The sequence below is a fragment of the Thermodesulfobacteriota bacterium genome, from assembly GCA_034189135.1.
Lineage (GTDB): Bacteria > Desulfobacterota > Desulfobacteria > Desulfobacterales > JAUWMJ01 > JAUWMJ01.
The window spans coordinates 158620-177317 of the sequence record JAXHVO010000062.1 but is presented as its reverse complement, the minus strand read 5'-3'; the positions used below and the strand labels follow the sequence as shown (position 1 = coordinate 177317).

Sequence of the window (18698 nt, the reverse complement as noted above, 5' to 3'; positions counted from 1 at the left end):
TAATACTTAAAAGTTTAGACTATCTTACCGATAATCAAGGTAAGCCGCACAATAAACGAAAATTTTATAAACTTCTCGCCCAAATTTATGTTTTTTTGTCTTTTATTAGCCGACGTGGTGATGAGGTGTTCTCCATTTATGAAAAACCATAGATAAAATTTTTAAAAGGTACAGCTTCATGAAAAAAAATAAATACAGGAACCGTCAACAAAACACCGATGAAGCAATGGCAATGACCGCCGCTTTTGTTCATGATAAGGTGATAAAGATCACCTCTGCTTTACCTAAGGGTCGTGTGTTGGACATTCCGTGCGGGCAGGGGGCACTGGCTGAAAGATTGAAGAAAGAGGATTTTGAAATATTTTGCGGTGACTATGACAGCGATAATTATCGTATTGAGGGCGGTAATTTCCATCGACTGGATCTCAACTGTAATCTCCCCTATAAAGACCAAACATTTGACTGTGTGACATCCGTAGAAGGAATAGAGCACATAGAAAATCCTCATCTCCTCATTCGAGAAATCGCCCGTGTCCTGAAAATCGGCGGTCATCTGGTAATCACCACTCCCAATATCATGAACATTAAATCAAGGCTTTATTTTCTTTTAAGAAGCCACTTCACTGACTTTAAACATTTTCCTCAGCCTCAAGACCAGCGTGAACTCCTTGGGCTTCATATCAATCCCATCCCATTTGGTGAGCTCAGCTACATCTTAAACCGATATGGGTTTAAAATAAAAACCATATCGTGCAATAAGTTCACCAAAAAGTATCCGTTACTGATGCCTTTTTTAAAACCACTTATCTATATAATGACGAGAAAGAAAAACAAAGAGGCAGATATGCTCTTAAAGAAAGAATTGCTTGAGGGAGATATTTTAATCATTTCTGCCCGGAAAGAAACCGACACTTTTCTTCATTAAACAGCCGTTAAAACGTTTAGCTATTTCTTTTACTTGAAGCTACTCCTATCATGTTTACCATTGTTGGGGTGAGCACATATCTGTATCCGGCAAGCCATCTTAATATACCTACTTTAGACAGCCCTCTAAGAACTTTTACAGAAATCGCCCGTATGAAATGACCTTTTTTAATCTGGGTTTTAAAACTGAACTTTATTTTTCCTACTTCGGAATCAGGTTTATAAAATTCACGTTTTCTCGATGTAGATGCCAAACAGTTTGCACGATCAAATTCAAGTTTGGGAAAAAGCTTCTCAACGCCTTCAGGAGTAAACCGCCAATAATCAGAAGGGAAGCCATGAAATTTCCAGGAAAAAGGAACGGACAGGCAAATTTTTCCTCCAGGCTTCAACAAAGCGGTCAAATTTTCCGCCATTTTAAATGGTTGTTCACAATGCTCCAATACGCTCATACAAAAAATCGTTCTGAAACGAATCCCTTTAAGTTTTGCATCTATTTCTTTAAATTTTTGTGTAAAATTCAAAACTACGTCAACACCGGATCCATTCTGCATATCTGCGCCTATATAAGTATCTCTGTCCGAAAAAATGGATCGTAAAACTTGAGGTGCCCCGTAATCTCTTGATCCGACCTCTAGATAGGGACCGAAAAATTCCTTCTCATATCTTATGATATATAATAATTGATTTTCATCACCCATTGATTCAATTCCTTAATTAAACCTGATAGACCTTTTCAGATTATTTACAATCCAAACAAAATGCCATTCTTCTTGTATTAGTTTGCGAAAAACTTCTTTGACCCATAAATAATAGCACTCCTCTTTTTTCCGTAATACTCCTTAATTTTTATAAAATGTTCAAATTTTGGAATCAAACCTTTTTCCTTTTTAGAAATTCTTATGATAACAAGATCTGCCTTTTTGGCTATGGCAAACCTCTCCAGTCCTGCATAACTACCACTACTGCTGTCATATTTAACTAAACCCTTTTCTTTGCTGGAATAAATCTGCCTTCCAGCATAAAAGGGTATCCTCATATCATTTGTTACTATCCTGGCATTTTTAAATTTCGTCTCTTTAGCAAGCCATTTGCCGGCGATGCTTATGGTATGATCATGTTTTCTGCAGGAGTTGGCCACTTTACCGACAGGCACCAAAATAAAAATAGCCACAAAGACAACGGTTAGTATTTTTTGTTTAGATGATCGCTTCACGAAATTAAACATCCTTTCCAGCCCTGCGCCAATCCAGGGAAATAATAGAAATGCCGGGACAAATAAAAACCTGGGCGAGATAAAATCTCTTACAATGAGTGAGTAATAGAATACAACAAGGAAAGAACTTACTGTAACTAGCATAAAAAAATGAGATTTTGTAAAAGAATGCTTAAATGCTAAAAAAAGAGGAATGACAAATAAGGGAAAGATAGTTTTAACGAATGCCTTAAAAAAACCTAAAAGATAAACCACAGGCATAAAATCCCTGGCGGTTTCTGCAAAACTATAGTGCATACCGGAAAAAGGCGCTGAATTTTCAGCCTGTTTAAGGTAATCATAAATCAAACGATAGTTGTCAAGAAATTTTAAACTAGCTGTGTCCTGAAGTACCTGAACAACCTGATCAGCCCGGTTAAATGAAACTCTTTCAGCTCCTATTGCCACGAAAAAAAACAGTAAAATAATTGCCGGAAAGGAGATCCAGATTAAAATCCCCTTTGCAAAAGATTTTCCTTCCTGTAAATTTAAGATAGTCAGGCATATAATAAAAAAGAAGAATACCGGAATTAATATTAGTCCTTCAAGCCGTAACAGAATGGAAACCCATGAAAAAACAGCGGCCAGTAAAAAAAAGATCGGTCTTTTAAGCTGTATTGCTTTTAAGGAGAAATATATCGCCCATGCGAAAAAAAAGATAAAAGATGGCCCACGAATAACATATGCGACCCAACTGTTTGGTAAGGGAGTCAATGCAAATGCAAGGCATCCCCAAAATGCGATACGTTGGTCAAAAAGCTCTTTTGATAATAGATATAAAGGAATGATTGATAGAATTAGGAAGGTAAGTGAGATAAGCCTGGCCGCTAATATCCAATCTGGAATAATAAAATGAACTATCGTAATCAAAATGGGGTATAAGGGCATGGGGTACAGGGCCAAACCCTCCGTGAAATTTCCTGAAGCAAACAGCTGAGCTGCTGAGATATATTGCATACCATCATTATTAATTGCCTTGCCCGATAAAACAATTAAGACCAACACTTTAATTACCAAAGAAAAACCAAGGATAAAATAAAGACCTTTGTTAGTTTCGGTCCATTCGGAAATTTTTTCCATTGTTATCTTCATTATGTATTACTTCTGTACTTTCCCATTTAAAATTTTTTCATAAAACATCAGTATCTTCTCTGCCTGTAGGATCATAGAAAACCTTTGTTTGGCTGTTTTAAGTGATTGATGCGCCATCATCTGGAGTTGCCTGTTATCTTTTATTAAATTTGAAAGTATACGTGCCAGGCTTTCTGATGATAAATCCATAAATTTTCCATTCACACCATTTTCAATAAGATCTTTAAGAAATCCTATTTCAGGTGCAATCACAGGAATTCCTGAAGCCATGGCTTCTCTTACCGTACGACATGATTTATCTGTTCCGGGAATCGGGTAAACGAGAACGTCCATCGCCTGATATGCGGAAACAAGTCTATCATCACGGCAGTATCCGGGCAAAATGACTTTGTCGGCAATCCCCATTTCTTTCAAAGGTTTTTCCACTACCTCATTATAGTTTCTGCGGTTCCCCCGCCCGACTAAGAAAAATCTTAACTGTGGAAACCGGGTGACAAGAGATGCGATGGCAGTTAAAGGAATATCAATTCGTCGGCTTGGTCGTATTCTACTCACAACTCCGACTACAAAATTTTCTTTGGTGAGTCCAAAATCTTTCCTGTTAAACGTTATTTTTCGGTCAGGTGAAAATCGGTCCAGGTCAATTCCCGGTTCAGTAATTAAAATGGCATTTGAGGGCAACCCGCATGTTTCAACTGCCTTCTGCCTTGCTGTTTTTCCGATCACCACAAGGCCATCGGTAAAATGCTTATTTAGAAACCTTGACCTGATATCGTTTCCCGGACCTTGGGGATCATAACAACTTCTGACTGAAAAAGGTGGTTTTGATTTTCCCCTGGCCAAAAATCCCAGAAAGTGTGCGTTTTTCATGTGGGAGTGAACGATGTCCGGTTTAAAATTATTTATGATCTTTCGAAGTTTTCTTGCATCCTGTATTGCCGTATGAATCTGCAAGTGCTTGGGCAAGTTAATCGCATCCACATGATTCAATCCTTTCTGACGAGAGTGAAACAGCACATCATATTTGTGACCTTCCGGTGATTTTCCACAAACAAACAGGGCTTCTGCCCCCAGAGCTTTTTGTGCTATAGCCAGGTCCACGGCAGGTTCAGAAACTGCAGTCCATTTCCAGTTGCTTAATAAGTGCAATATCTTCATAAAATACCTGTGTCAGCTCATTCTTGAATTTGCCAGCCTTCCCTTTCTTTCCCTTCGGCGTTTCTTTCTGGCCATATATTCCGGATATAAAAACGGGTAGTACTTTTTCCAGCGTTTATGCACCCAAAACCACTGCTCGGGATACGCTCTAACCGTCTTTTCAATCACATCTGTCATAATTTGCATGTTCGCTTTCAAGTCGGCCTTTAAATCTTTCGTTCTGGTTATCTTCAAAGGCGGTTCCACAATGATTGTAAGGCTTCCATTGATTTCTCTGACACCGAAAATGGGAACCACAGGACATTTGCATCTCAATGCAAGCAAAGCAGGGGCAACCGTTGCGGTGACAGACTTGCTAAAAAAATTGACCTTAACACCCATTGAGCTCTGTGTGCCCTGATCAATCATGATCCCAAGTATTTTACCCTCACGAACAGCCCGCCTCATCTTGGTCATTCCATCTTCTTTGTCAATTACTGTGGCTCCAAAACGGGTCCTAAGCCCACTAATCAGACGGTTGATTAGGCGAACACGCAATCGCCTTCCCACCATAGCCGCCTGTGCACCAATATTGGCAGACAGAAATGGAGCAACTATCTCCCAGTTTCCCAGGTGAGCAGAGATCAATATGACTCCCCTGCCCTCTTTTATCGCATCTAATAATATTTTTTCCCCCTTTATCTTGGTTCTGGATAATAGTTTATCCTTGGGAAGGCATGCTATTTGACAAATTTCCAGAAAGGTCATCCCAATATTCTGAAAAATTCTTAACGAAGTCTCTTTGATATACGCTGGCGACCATTCAGGATAAACAAATTTCAAGTTACGTCGCACAATACGCCGATGCGGAACATCGGCAACATACATAAATCTCCCCAGCAGTCTGCCCAAACACAAAATATATTTATGTGGCAAACCTGCTATAAAAGATACGATTGTATGGTGAATACCATCTTTTTTATTTGTGTTATTTTTGACTTGCTCTTCTTTTTTCATCGGTTGAACTATTTTTATATTGTTAAATAAAATTGGTCTGTTGAACCCAGAAGAGGCTAACGAGTAACAGACAAAAAGCAAGCTGTCAATGCATAACGTATTTGCATAATGTATTTGATAGCAGGATTAAATTGACACTTTAAACTCTTTCCATTATTAGTTCTTTTCTATGGTGAATAGACTGTCAATAAAATTGGCCTTTCAACTCTATAATATCGGATGGAATATCTCTATCCCGGCACTTCGCCTGAATAAACGCCTTGTTGAGGGATTTAAACAGCGAATACTTGGTGAAAAATTGCCTAAAGCGGATATCTGGATTCAAGCTGCGTCCGTTGGAGAAGCTTTTCTGGCCAAAGAACTTTTTGATCATTTTAAACCCTCCAACCCAACACGAATTCTCGTGACTTCAAACACCAGTCAGGGAATAGAGATCTTGGAGAAGACTGTCAGTAAAATCACACCTGATAATAGAGGGGTAACTGCTTTTACCGCATACTTTCCCTTTGACAAACCCACAATTATGGCGCAAGCCGTGAGTGATGTCAGCCCCAAAATTATGATACTCCTCGAATCTGAAATGTGGCCGGCTCACCTGGCTGAATTGAAAAAAATGGGCTGTAAGATTCTCATTATTAACGGCAGAATCACATCTAAAAGCCTTTCACGGTACCTTATCTGGCCTTCATTATGGCGGACAGTCAGCCCTGATAAAATCCTTGCCATTTCTCAAAACGATGCCCAAAGGTTCGCTACGCTATTTGGTAAAGATCGCGTGGATGTCATGCCTAATATTAAATTTGATAAACTCAACAGCAAAGAATCATTGCCAACTACAAAGAATCCCCTTGAAGCCATTATTTCTCAGGAGACACCCTTTGTGGTGCTTGGATCGGTCAGGCAAGAGGAAGAACCTCTCATCGAAAAAATTATTGCAGATATCCTACACAAGCAGCCTGAGATCAATATCGGGCTCTTTCCCAGACATATGCACAGGATAACACACTGGGAAAATACCTTAAATCGTATGACGGTCTCCTGGGTTTTACGATCTGAAACAGAGCATATTGTATCTCCCGGTACGGTTATCCTCTGGGATACTTTGGGAGAACTCTCTTTTGCCTATAAAATATCCAAAGCCGCTTTTGTAGGCGGCAGTCTCATGCCCTTAGGCGGTCAGAATTTTCTTGAAGCTGTCACCTGCGGTGTGATCCCGGTCATTGGCTCTTCATGGGAAAACTTTGCATGGGTGGGATCTGATATTATAGACAAGGGCCTGTTAAAAATTGCCAACAACTGGAAAGAAGCCGCGAATACTCTTGTCAAAGGGCTTGTAAACCCACCATCCCGTGAAGCAGTTCGAAAATCAGCCGTTGAATATTTGAAAGACCGCCAGGGCGGAACAAAAATTGCCTGTCGCCTTATTCATCAATTTTTAAACAATTTGTAAAAAAAACCAAGCATTACCTCCTTGACACATTTTCATCGTTTCTCTATAGTCCAATGACTTTAAACCATCCACGGACAATATAATGACTGTAGATCAAAGGAAAACATATGAGTCTTATCATTTTGGATTTTCATTTGAGCTGACCTACCAGCACTTTCAGCACCTAATAAAACTGTTTCAAACACCCTCAAAAATGTCTAATTCTATTCTTGGAGGAAGAAGTTCGGTTTTAATTGATGAAATGAATAAAATAGGACCGGTGGCTGTTAAATATTACCACCGAGGAGGTATTGTTAGACATTTTATTAAAAAACGATATCTCAAATGGGGAAAAACCCGAGGCCAAAAAGAGTATGAACTCCTGCAAAAAGTGAGAAATATTGGAATAAGTGCCCCTGAGCCCATCGCCTTTGCTTATTTTGGCCGTATTTTTTATCAAGCATGGCTTGTCACCAGAGAGATTAAATGCCACCAAACATTGGCTGAGCTAAGCTTATCAAACAAAAAGCGGGCTCTTTTGACAATGAAACATGTTATACAACAGACTGCCATACTTATTGAAAACCGCATATTACATGTCGATTTACATCCAGGCAATGTCATTGTTGATAATCAAGACAGAGTATATATTCTCGATTTTGACAAGGGAAGTATTTTTTCTGGAAATAAAAATGTGCTTAAAAGTCGATACATCCGTCGCTGGAATCGGGCCATAAAAAAACACAGGTTACCGAAGATGCTTATTGAATTGATGTACAACGGCCTTAATCACAAAATCAATCATCGATAAAAAGGATATGATGGTTACAACTCCTCCAAAAATACTACAACCAGACCCCTCGATTCTTATTATCTTAATGGGATCTTTGGGAGATTTGATAAGAGGGCTTTGTCTGGTAGCGCATATAAAAAATAATCTCCCCAACAGCAGAGTAACATGGCTGGTGGAAACGGCGTGGGCACAAATTGTGTCCTTTCAACCCCAGATTGATAAAATGATCGTGTTTAACCGTCCAAAAAATGTTTTCGCTTTACGGGAGCTCTACCAAAATCTATCGCAACAGAACTTTGATATTACTCTTGATCTTCAACGTCATTTCAAGAGCGGCTTTTTTTCTCTCCTTTCAGGTGCAAAAAGAAGGATCGGCTTTCATCGTAAAAATGCAAAAGAGTTTAATTGGTTTTTCAATAACGAACATATCGAAAATATCAGCGACGAACTATCGCTTCCCAAGTGGCGGCATTATCTTAAATTTACAGAATATCTGGGGTTGCCTGAACCTTCTTCCCTTGATTTCGGTTTTTCTTCTCTTGATGTTAAAACTGTTGCCCAGGGTATCGTAACCGAAATAAACAATCCCTTTATAGCTGTTGTAATTGGAACATCCTGGAAAACAAAAGAATGGTTCTTTCAAGGGTACTATGAACTGATTGATAATATCCTGTCTTCCGGCAACAATAAGGTGGTGCTTCTCGGTGATCGATCAAAAACAACCTATGCCGCATCACTTTGCGAAAAAGTCGACTCACCCAGATTAATAAATATAGTGGGAAAAACTTCACTTCTTGAGCTTGCAGCCATACTAAAGGACGCAACGGCCGGTGTCGGCCCCGACTCAGGGCCGGCTCATTTAGCTGCAGCGGTGGGAACCCCCTTTGTAACCCTTTTCGGGCCTACCCCTTCCAAACGAATGGCACCTTATAAATGTGAACACCTTGTGGTTAAAACTGATATAAGCTGTGCCCCCTGTTATAAAAAGAAATGCCCTGAACTTGACAGGCGGTGTATGCGCCTTATCAGCGCTGAAGCGGTTATGGGAAAACTTACCGAAGCACTTGCAATGGATAGGATGGATTAGATTAATCCGCTTTTAAACGGTCAAGCCGCTCTTTAAGAAAATTGCCGAAAATCTTGTCATCACTACCGAAAGAAATTTCAACCCCTACAACCAGAAGGTCAAGCGGCCATTTTACCCGGTGAGCGATCCTGGCATAATCTTTCTCCGTGGTAATCAGAAACTCAACGTTTGCTTTTTCTGCCGAATAAAATATTTTTTTAAAATCGTTGTCTGAATATCGATGATGGTCGTCAAACTCTATAAATCCCAAAACATTACAATTAAAACTTTTAACGCTGCAAAGGAAATCATTGTTCCTGGCAATACCGGCAAAGGCATAAACTCTCCGATCTTTTAATAATTCTGAACAATTTAATGGAGAATTATTTGAAATCCGACCAAATGGGGCGCTGGTTTCTTTTTCAACCTTGTAGATATAAGGTACATGAACGGTTATAAAAACCGGCAGTTTATGCGTAAGTTGGCTAAATTCAGCGTAAGAAACTTTCATTTTTTTTGAATCAGCTCTGGTCAGTATCAACGCATCACTGCGAAATAAAGATGATGGTGGCTCACGCAAAATGCCTCTGGGTAACAGGTAAGAATTTCCCAAGGGACACTTGGCATCCAAAAGCACCAGATTAATGTCGCGTCTGAGTTTCAAATGCTGAAAAGCATCATCCAGCACAATCACATCAGGATCAAATTCCCTTACAGCCAGCTTGCCGGCTTCAAACCTGTCTTTACCAATGATCACGGGAATTCCCTTTAACCTGCCAGCCATCATAAACGGCTCATCCCCCGCTTCTTCCGGTCCTAAGATTGTTTTATTGCCGTCGCTTACAACTCCCCCGGATTTTTCCAGTCTTCCTTTATATCCCCTGCTGATTACGACCACCTTATAGTCAAGCCTTTGAACGAGTTTGGCTATATATAAAGTCATGGGTGTCTTGCCCGTACCTCCAACGGTTATATTCCCGATTGATATGACTTTGCATGGCAGCCTTTTTGATTTTATTATGTTTCTTTTATATGCCGCAACTCTAAATTTTATTAAACCATAATAACCGACAGAAATTAAATATAAAAGAGATTCAAAAAGAGAAAACCGGTTTTCTCCTTTGCCGGTTGCTATGTTTATCATCTTTTTTTTTATTTTATTCAGCATTCAACAGAATAAAGCCTCCCAAACTTAAAAAAATAAGGTTTGCCATCCAGACGGCAATAACCGGTGGAAGTAATCCTCCATATCCAAGTGATAAACAAAAGCTGTAAAGAATCCAATAAAGAAAAATGATACCGATGCCGTAAATGATACATATAGACAGGGTTCTGCCTTTTTTTACTCTTATAGAAATACCGGTAGCCAGCAGACACATGATGATGCAAATAAAAGGAAAGGCAATTTTAGCATTCAGATCTACTTTATAAGTGGTTGCATCATAGCCTTCAGACTCAATGCTCTTAATATATAGATACAACTCCTTAAAATTCATCTCTTCCGACTTTTTAATCACCCGCTTCAAGTCATCAGGCAAAAAATCTAATTTCTCTATCCTCTGTGGGTGCAATACAGTCTGGTAATTTCCTGTTTCCCTGTCCTGTATCTGTTCCATGATTTCATGAAAAATCCATTGCCCATTTTTATAAAAACCCTTTCGGGCGTCAATCCTTCTAACCAAAGCATAATCCTTATCAAAATAATATAAAGTTGCTCCAGATATCGTTTTATTTGAAGGATTATAATATTTTATATGTAATATGGAACGATTATCTTTTATCCAGATGTTCTTTTCTCTTGAAACAACCGCAGATTTTTTTTTGACTTCCTTTAGCCATATCGCGTTGGCCTTGTTCATGGTAATTGGGACAAGAGTATCCGATAAAAAGAACAGTAAAACACTAAACAACAGACCTATAGAAAAAACCGGTCTTAAAAAAAAGTAGACGCTTACTCCGCTGCCTTTTAAAGCAATCATCTCATTATTTTTGTTCATCAAACCAAATACAATGAGAACGGCCAGGAGAATGCAAACAGGGGCGAGCTGAGTAATGATAAAAGGTATTCTGAGCTGAAAAAAACGGATCGTCGTTGAAAAAGGAAGCCCCGCTTCTATGAAATTATCTATTTTTTCAAAAAAATCGACCGCCAGAAATATACAGATGACCGTAACCAGAATAATACCGAAATATTTGAAAATCTCTCCTGTTAAGTATTTTGTAATGATTGACATAATAGAAGTGCTTTTTGGTTATTATTGCGCCAACGCAACTTGCCAGCTTTAGTTAGCAGCAGTTTCCTTTTTTGGTATTCGATATTATTGCGGGTTGCGGGTTGCAGGGTACGGGTTAAAAAAGGTAAGATTATTTCCTATTAACAACTCGCAACACGTAACTCGTAACCCGAGACACTTACATGATAACCAGACAAACCAGTTTAATAAGAGGCATTATGGTTAGCGATAAATATCGTTTTAAGGTTGTGTTATCTTGAGAATACAGAATTGAACCTTTTTATAAAAAATGCTAAGAAATCAATTCTCACCGGACGTTCAACTGCCGTCCTGGTCAGAAAATATAGCCCGAGCCCCCCTATGACGTAATTGGGAACCCACATTCCGATCACCGGCGGATAAGCACCTGTTTCACCAAAAACCAACCCAAACGACAGCAATAAATAATAAATCAGAAAAAACGCCAGGCCGAGCACCAGACCGTAGGATGTTTTTGAAGACCTTGACTGAATGCCCAAAGAAACAGCGAGAAGTCCAAGGGTCAAACAGGCAATTGAAATGGAAAATTTTTTATGCAATTCCATTAACGCCTTATAATATCTTTCATTTTTACTTGGCGCATCCCTTAAATAATTTAGCAATTCATCTAGACTCATCTCTTTTCTGCTCTTGCCCCTCAATCTTGCAGTTTTTATATTTTTTTTAAGATCAAGGCGTATATCGTAAGTCTGGAATTTTATAGAGTGTGCCGACTTGCTGGCAATATCGGCCTGATTAATAATGCCGTCATAAAGTCTTAAGTGATAAACAAGCCCGTCCGGCTCACTGAAGAGTCTCCCTTTAGGGGCAACAACTGTGCTTGCAACGTTTTTTGCACGTTTATCTTCAATAAAAACATCAATGAGTGTTCTGGTTTTTGAATCGATTTCATTCACATAAAACATCACATCTTTAAAACTGTCATTAAAAGTTCTTTCTTTGAGTCCCACATCCAGATGGGATGAAACAATTTTAAATGTAAGCTTTTTAACAGCCAGCCTTCCCCACGGCTGACCATAAACAGCCATAAATGCGGTCAGCAAACATCCTGCGAGACAAAACAGTATAACAGGTGGAAGCAGCCGGTAAATGCTTACACCACCGGTTTTTAGTGCAATGATCTCATTGTCTCCCGACATCCGCATGAAAGTAAGCAAAACAGCCATCATGACAGACATGGGTATCACATATACGAGAAAATAAGGCGTAGAATACACCAGCATCGTAACAATGACAATCATTCCAACACCGTAATTTACAATCAGATCTGTGATCTTAAGCATTTCCGCCATTAAAAAAATAAAGGTAAAAAACACCAAGTTGATGGCAAAAGGAGTCATCATTTCTGTAAATAGATATCTGTTTATAATTGAGTTGATTTTCATATCTTTGAAGAAATATGGAGTGTCGCAGAGGGACTTGAAGATCAGCCCTTTGGGCTTTTAGGATCGCCACTGCGTGGCTTGTATAGCGTCCCGCTATGCAAGACTTAAAGCCGAAAGCAAAGCGATCTCTGAGTTAAACGCTCATCAAGCATGGCGCTTCATATTCCCATTGGCAAATTGCATCTGGTAGAGTTTATGAAACTCTCCATGGTTTTCAAGTAACTCGTCATGTTTTCCTTCTTCCACGATTTTACCATTTACAATCACCACAATCCGGTGAGCATAACTGATGGTAGACAATCTGTGTGCAATGACAAAGGTGGTACGCCCTTTCATCAGGTTCTCAAGGGCCTTTTGAACCAGCATCTCGGCTTCGGTATCCAATGAAGAGGTAGCTTCGTCAAGGATTAATATGGGAGCATCCTTTAATAAAGCCCGAGCAATACAGATACGCTGTTTTTCTCCGCCTGACAGACGCCCGCCCAGTTCCCCGATGGTTGTGTCAAATTTATCCGGGAAATTTTGTATAAAATCATACGCATAGGCTGCCTTGGCCGCACGCTCTATTTCTTCATTCGATGCATTTCGCTTACCATATGTGATGTTGTTTTTAATGGTATCGTTAAAAAGGATGGGGTCCTGAGTTACAATGGCGATCTGTTCACGGAGTGACAAGATGGAACAATCCTTAATGTCTGTTCCGTCAATCAGGATAGAGCCTTTGGTGACGTCATAAAACCTGGGGATTAAATTAACCAGTGATGTCTTGCCGCCGCCGCTCATACCCACCAGCGCCAGAATCTCTCCGGCCTCGGCATTGATGTTAATCTCTTTAAGAACCATCTCTTTTTCATATTTAAAAGAGACATTTTTAAATGCAACACTGTGAGGACCCGGCTTTATTATCACAGGATTTTTTGATTCTCTGACCTCCGATTTCCTCTCGATAATATCAAAAACCCGGTCAGTTGCAGCCAGTCCCTGTTGAATGGCATTGTTCAGTTTACTTAAATTTTTTATCGGCGCATATAATAATAAAACAGCCGCCAGGAAGGAAATAAAGGTACCGGTTGTATAATCTCCTGCAATGACTTTTGATCCCCCATACCAAATCACTATAGCGGCCCCCACTCCGCCTAAAAATAAATTGATGGGACTCGATATCGCCCTGGCTCTGACTTCCTTCATTTCAAGCCTTAAAAGTCTGCGGGTCTTTTCAAAAAATCGTTTTTTTTCATGGTCCTCCATTCCGAAAGCCTTGACAATTTTATTTCCCGCAAAGGTTTCATGCAGAAAAGAGCTCATATCAGCCATGGCTTCCTGGCATCCTGTACTGACCTTGCGCACCTTTCTTCCAAAGATAACTATGGGATAAAAGGAAACCGGCAAAACGATAAATGCGATAAGTGCCAGTTCCCAGATCTGGTAAAAAATAACAACCGTCAGTCCTACTATGGTAAAACAGTCCCTGAGTGATCCTGTGACAGCAACAGAAACCATGGCTTTTATAATATTTACATCGTTGGTCACCCGAGACATTAAAACGCCGGTCTTTTCCTTTTGAAAAAAAGAGAGCGGAAGATCCTGGATACGGTTGTATAAAGTGTTTCTAAGACGTCGTATGATGTTTTGCCCCACATAGCTCATTAAATAATCCTGACCATACATTGCCACACTGCGAAGAAAATAAACAATGATTATAGCTGCCGGAATCAGCTTCAGCATCCTGACATCCTTATTAATAAACACATCATCCAACGCAGGCTTAATTAAATAAGCAGCGGCAGAAGTGGCTGCAGACATAACAAGCATGCACCCCATTGCCATAAACAGGACAGGCCAGCTGTCTTTTATCATAGTTATTAAACGTCTATGTCTGTCTTTTATTTTCAGCATTGGTTTCAGATTTTTCCAGCATATTCAAAGCAATATTGGCCACACGCAATGATGCGCCCGGCCCTCCCAGCATATCTTTTAGCGCTAAAAGATCACTTTTCATCTTTCCCAGACGGGAAGCATCGTTTAATATTTCAAATGCCATATCGGCTATTTTTTCTGGTGAAGCTTCACCCTGCAGCAACTCAGGTGAAATTTCCCGGTCCGCGATGAGGTTGACCAAACCGAAATATTTTACCCGCGATCGAACCAGCATCCTGCCAAGCCAGTAGGTAAGAGGCGATATTCTATATATGATGATCATCGGAACCCCGTAGATTGCGGTTTCAAGTGTGGCTGTCCCGGATGCAACCACGGCAAGTCGGCACCTTGTTAACACACGTTCCACAGGTTGTGAAACAACCTCAAAATCATAATTTCCTCTATGTTGTTCAACAATAGTTTCCACGAATTTTCTTTTGACAGAAAGGGCGGCTGAAATGATAAATTTAATTCTGTTATCGCGTTTAAGCAAAATCCTTGCGGATTGAAGCATCACCGGAAGAAGCCTTGCAATTTCCCTGTCCCTGGAACCCGGCAGAAGTCCGACCACCGGAATATCTTCTGTATTAGCTGCGGTTAATGATTCTTCTGCAGCAACATGTGTGTCGAGTAAGGGATGCCCCACAAAAGAAACTCTGACTTGATGTGCTTTATAAAAATCTTCTTCAAAGGGAAGGATAACCGCAACATGATCGACAAGCTTCTTAATTTTTTTAACCCGACCCGGCCTCCATGCCCAGAGCTGTGGGCTGATATAATACAAAACTGGGATACCTGTCTTTTTTGCTGCCGCAGCAACATGAAGGTTAAAATCGGGAAAATCTATAATGATAAGAAGATCGGGTTTTAGACTTTTAATCAGTTTTTTTGCAGCCGACATGCCTCGAAAGAGACCCGGCATTTTGGAAAAAACCTCGGATATTCCTACCACCGATAGCAGAGAGGCATCTACTATAATTTTGACACCTGCTTCTCGCAGAGCCTGGCCGCCAATTCCGCAAAAAAACAACTCGTTGTTTTTCTCACGCATGGCAAGAACAAGTTTTGACCCGTGAAGATCGCCGGAAGCTTCGCCGGCTATGATCATCACACATTTCTGTTTTTGGTAAGCGCCCATTGGCTTGTGAAAAGCAACTTATATTTTAAAAGAAAATAAACTCAAAAAATCACTTAAGACAAAAGGACAATTAGGTCTAAATATCTGCCTGTTTGGAAGTTTATCTCATAGTGAGTGGGCAAGTTTTTGATTTCTGTTTTGAATTTGTTGCATAATATCCAACGCAATCTTTAAAGCATCTCGCCCCACCTGTCCGGTCACTTCAGGAGATTCACGCTTTTTCACTGCTTTTACAAAGGCTTTTAGTTCATCGTCTAAAGCATCTCCCTGATTAAAACAACGTTTATTTATATCCATTCCGGGTATAATGCCGCGCTTATCTTTATCATTTTTCTTCACAATGGTAATTTGGCGATTTGCAAAATCAACTGAAATATAAGCATCCTTTTGAAACAGCCTGATTTTTCTTTCGTCCCTAGTTGAAATTCTGCTGGCAGTTACATTGGCCACACATCCGTTTTCAAACTCCATACGTGTATTGGCAATGTCTACATGCCCGGAGATCACAGGAGTTCCCGCGGCATGAATACTCTTTATTCCGGACCTGACCAAATTAGATATAATATCAATGTCATGGATCATAAGGTCTAAAACCACACTGACGTCTGCAGCACGTTCTTTAAATGTACTCAACCGGTGAGACTCTATAAACATCGGTCTGGTTATATAATCCCGTAAGGCAATCACTGCGGGATTAAATCGTTCAAGATGCCCGACCTGGATAATAAGTCCCTTTGATTCAGCAAACCCAATCAATTCATCCGCCTCTTTGATTGTGGTTGTGATCGGTTTTTCAATTAAAACATCCACATCATGTTTTAAAAAATCACGACTGACTTCAAAATGAACCGGTGTGGGTACAACGATGCTGACGGCATCTACTTTGTCTAAAATATTTCTATGGCTTGTATATGCTTTTGTAGAATATTTTTTTGCTATCTTTTCTGCCTGTGTCTGGTTGATATCTGCTATTCCTACAAGCTCAACATCATCCATGCGAGCATATTTTTCAGCATGGAATTTGCCCAGATATCCTGTCCCCACAACACCGATACGCAACTTTTTTTTCGGTTTTTTCATTTATTATTCTTTAACAGCTATAATGGAAATATCATGCTGATTCGCCAGATTAATCATTTCTTCCCTGTCAAAAACTACCGCCTTTCCGGCTTCAACGGCAAGGACCCGCGCTCCCGCTTCATTCATGATCCGGATCGTCTGCATTCCCACAGCTGGGACATCAAACCTAAAATCCTGGTTCGGTTTACAGACTTTAACCACCACAGCGGTTCCTTTGCCAAGTGCTCCACCTCTTTGCACAGTTGCATCTGTTCCGTCAATTGCTTCAACTGCCAGAACCGACCCGCCACCGATCACAATGCATTGCCCGATATCAAGTCGTCCTATTTCTTTAGCAAGACTCCATCCCAGTTTAATGTCCGATGTTTCCGATCGGCTGGGTTTTCGTTTGGTCCAACACCCTTCTTTCGCCAGAAGATCGGGAAGTAAAAATGTGGAAGCCTTTATTTTGATTCCCTCTTTTTCAAGGGCATTTGCAAAAGCACTGAGTACTTGGTCGTCATGTGTATGTCTCAAACCTGCAATAATCGAAATCGCTTTTATATCCGGTTTCACATCCTTAAACATCCGGGTCTTTTTGATACCACCCATCATCACTGCTTCAATAATATTATTCTTCTTAAAAAACTTTATGAGACGCTTGATCTGGCCAAGGTGTATCCATTCAATGACTTCAGCATAATCCTGTATACCTGGATCCGCTTCATTTAGATATGCTGCAGCATAAATAGAAAAACCTTTTGACTTTGCCTTTTTGGAAAAAATTATGGGGAACTGTCCGCTCCCCGCAATTAATCCTATCCGTTTATCCATAATTATTTTTACCGCTGATTTACACTGAAATTACACAAAATTATTAGAATTTAAATAAAAAGCGCCGGTACTGCGCTGATAGATAAATATGGCAAAGCGACTTTCAGATTTTTTTCATTTTAATCTGTGATATTCCATGTCATTCCGATGCGATTCCTTACACTATATTTATCTCGTTATTCCTCTTTCGGATGACTTTATAAAATCAATGAAATTCACCACCTCAGGAATTTGATCAACTTCCGCGGTGACCCTTTCAATAGCCTCATTTAGTGTCAACCCGATACGAAAAATAATTCTATATACTTTTTTTAATGCCAACAACGTTGATTTGGAAAAACCACTCCGTTTTAATCCAATACTGTTTAAGCCATGCAGTTTCGCCCGATCACCGGCAGCAATCACATAAGGTGGAATATCTTTAACGATCGCTGATTTTCCTCCAATAAACGCATGTTCCCCGATATGCACAAATTGATGAATCCCGACAAGAGCTCCGATAGTCGAATAATCACCTATGGAGATATGACCGGCCAGCGATGCATTATTAGACAAAATAACTTTGCGGCCTATCTTACAGTCATGGGCGATATGCGTATAAGCCATTAAAAAACTCTCTTCACCAATTTCGGTAATTCCGCTGCCGAATCCGGTGCCTCTGTGTATGGTAACGAATTCTCTGATAATGCTTCCCCGCCCGATCTTTACGTAAGTTTCTTCGCCATTGAATTTGAGTGACTGTGGCACCGCGCCTATGGCGGCGTACTGAAAAATATTACAATTTGGTTCTATGGTCACATAAGGTTCAATGATCACATGGGGTCCTATCACTGTTTCGGATCCTATGGAAACATTCTCTTTGATAATTGAATACGCTCCAATTTCGACATCTGAGCCTATCTCGGCCTTTGGGTCTATTATTGCAGTTTGATGTATCATGATTTTTCTCCAACAGTGGCCATTATTTCTCCTTCTGCAACCACTTTTTGATCCACACTGGCGGTTCCGGCCATCTTTACCGCCTTGGATCTTTGCCTGATAATTTTAACTTCAAGGATAATCTGATCTCCGGGCACGACCATTTTCCTGAACTTTACCTTGTCCATCCCCATGAAGTAAAAAAGAAGGCCGTGCCCTTTTTTTAATTGTGATGAAAATAATATTCCCCCGGCCTGTGCCATTGCTTCTACAATAAGCACCCCCGGCATTATAGGATTGCCAGGGAAATGACCCTGGAAAAACGGTTCGTTTATGCTAACGTTTTTTAATGCCACAATTTTCTCGCCGGGCACAATTTCCAGCACTCGATCAACCAGTAAAAATGGGTACCGGTGCGGCATATAATCCATGATGGCTTGTATATCAGCAACTTCCTCCAT

Annotated in this window: 18 protein-coding genes; 5 read left to right on the top strand and 13 right to left on the bottom strand. The window is 40.1% G+C overall.

Annotated features, from left to right (window positions below):
• Window positions 1-178: 178 nt before the first annotated feature.
• Complete coding sequence (locus SWH54_09155) at window positions 179-925, top strand: class I SAM-dependent methyltransferase (protein ID MDY6791421.1); 747 nt, start codon at window positions 179-181, stop codon at window positions 923-925.
• 16 nt (window positions 926-941) lie between these two features.
• On the opposite strand, the gene SWH54_09150 is transcribed toward SWH54_09155, so the two are convergent.
• Complete coding sequence (locus SWH54_09150) at window positions 942-1625, bottom strand: class I SAM-dependent methyltransferase (GenBank protein MDY6791420.1); 684 nt, start codon at window positions 1623-1625, stop codon at window positions 942-944.
• 77 nt (window positions 1626-1702) lie between these two features.
• Entirely contained in the window at window positions 1703-2401 is a 699-nt protein-coding gene (locus tag SWH54_09145; GenBank protein ID MDY6791419.1) for a hypothetical protein, read from the bottom strand.
• A gap of 337 nt (window positions 2402-2738) precedes the next feature.
• Here SWH54_09145 and SWH54_09140 point away from each other — a divergent pair, with 337 nt between their 5' ends.
• Window positions 2739-3035 (top strand): hypothetical protein, encoded by a 297-nt coding sequence (locus SWH54_09140; GenBank protein ID MDY6791418.1) that lies wholly within the window; start codon window positions 2739-2741, stop codon window positions 3033-3035.
• Window positions 3036-3277: 242 nt separating this feature from the next.
• On the opposite strand, the gene SWH54_09135 is transcribed toward SWH54_09140, so the two are convergent.
• Both SWH54_09135 and SWH54_09130 read right to left on the bottom strand, forming a co-directional pair.
• A complete protein-coding gene (locus SWH54_09135) occupies window positions 3278-4429 on the bottom strand; it encodes a glycosyltransferase family 4 protein (protein MDY6791417.1) in 1152 nt (383 codons plus the stop codon).
• Between the two features lie 12 nt (window positions 4430-4441).
• Window positions 4442-5425, bottom strand: a complete 984-nt coding sequence (locus tag SWH54_09130) for a hypothetical protein (GenBank protein MDY6791416.1) — start codon at window positions 5423-5425, stop codon at window positions 4442-4444.
• A gap of 169 nt (window positions 5426-5594) precedes the next feature.
• Here SWH54_09130 and SWH54_09125 point away from each other — a divergent pair, with 169 nt between their 5' ends.
• The 3 genes from SWH54_09125 to SWH54_09115 all read left to right on the top strand — a co-directional run bounded on the left by SWH54_09125 (window position 5595) and on the right by SWH54_09115 (window position 8734).
• Window positions 5595-6875, top strand: coding sequence for a glycosyltransferase N-terminal domain-containing protein (locus SWH54_09125; protein ID MDY6791415.1), 1281 nt, complete (start codon window positions 5595-5597; stop codon window positions 6873-6875).
• Between the two features lie 82 nt (window positions 6876-6957).
• Entirely contained in the window at window positions 6958-7665 is a 708-nt protein-coding gene (locus SWH54_09120) for a lipopolysaccharide kinase InaA family protein (GenBank protein ID MDY6791414.1), read from the top strand.
• A gap of 7 nt (window positions 7666-7672) precedes the next feature.
• Complete coding sequence (locus tag SWH54_09115; protein ID MDY6791413.1) at window positions 7673-8734, top strand: glycosyltransferase family 9 protein; 1062 nt, start codon at window positions 7673-7675, stop codon at window positions 8732-8734.
• 1 nt (window position 8735) lies between these two features.
• Here the strand turns inward: SWH54_09115 and lpxK are convergent, their stop codons facing one another.
• From lpxK to fabZ, 9 genes are all read right to left on the bottom strand, one after another.
• Complete coding sequence (gene lpxK, locus SWH54_09110; protein MDY6791412.1) at window positions 8736-9881, bottom strand: tetraacyldisaccharide 4'-kinase; 1146 nt, start codon at window positions 9879-9881, stop codon at window positions 8736-8738.
• The gene (lptG, locus tag SWH54_09105; protein ID MDY6791411.1) at window positions 9871-10947 is read right to left on the bottom strand and encodes an LPS export ABC transporter permease LptG; all 1077 of its coding nucleotides are present in this window, start codon (window positions 10945-10947) and stop codon (window positions 9871-9873) included. Before lptG ends, lpxK begins: the two co-directional genes overlap by 11 nt.
• A 251-nt stretch (window positions 10948-11198) precedes the next feature.
• On the bottom strand, window positions 11199-12371 hold the full coding sequence (gene lptF, locus SWH54_09100; protein MDY6791410.1) for an LPS export ABC transporter permease LptF: 1173 nt from the start codon (window positions 12369-12371) through the stop codon (window positions 11199-11201).
• 144 nt (window positions 12372-12515) lie between these two features.
• The gene (locus tag SWH54_09095; GenBank protein ID MDY6791409.1) at window positions 12516-14267 is read right to left on the bottom strand and encodes an ABC transporter ATP-binding protein; all 1752 of its coding nucleotides are present in this window, start codon (window positions 14265-14267) and stop codon (window positions 12516-12518) included.
• Entirely contained in the window at window positions 14242-15426 is a 1185-nt protein-coding gene (lpxB, locus tag SWH54_09090; protein ID MDY6791408.1) for a lipid-A-disaccharide synthase, read from the bottom strand. Before lpxB ends, SWH54_09095 begins: the two co-directional genes overlap by 26 nt.
• Window positions 15427-15531: 105 nt before the next feature.
• Window positions 15532-16506: a Gfo/Idh/MocA family oxidoreductase gene (locus SWH54_09085; protein MDY6791407.1), complete on the bottom strand. Its 975-nt coding sequence runs from the start codon at window positions 16504-16506 to the stop codon at window positions 15532-15534.
• Between the two features lie 3 nt (window positions 16507-16509).
• Complete coding sequence (lpxI, locus tag SWH54_09080; GenBank protein ID MDY6791406.1) at window positions 16510-17319, bottom strand: UDP-2,3-diacylglucosamine diphosphatase LpxI; 810 nt, start codon at window positions 17317-17319, stop codon at window positions 16510-16512.
• Between the two features lie 168 nt (window positions 17320-17487).
• Window positions 17488-18258, bottom strand: a complete 771-nt coding sequence (gene lpxA, locus SWH54_09075; GenBank protein ID MDY6791405.1) for an acyl-ACP--UDP-N-acetylglucosamine O-acyltransferase — start codon at window positions 18256-18258, stop codon at window positions 17488-17490.
• Window positions 18255-18698 carry a 3-hydroxyacyl-ACP dehydratase FabZ gene (gene fabZ / locus SWH54_09070; GenBank protein ID MDY6791404.1) on the bottom strand — a complete coding sequence of 148 codons (444 nt, stop codon included), beginning with the start codon at window positions 18696-18698 and terminating at the stop codon, window positions 18255-18257. The genes lpxA and fabZ overlap by 4 nt, the downstream gene beginning before the upstream one ends.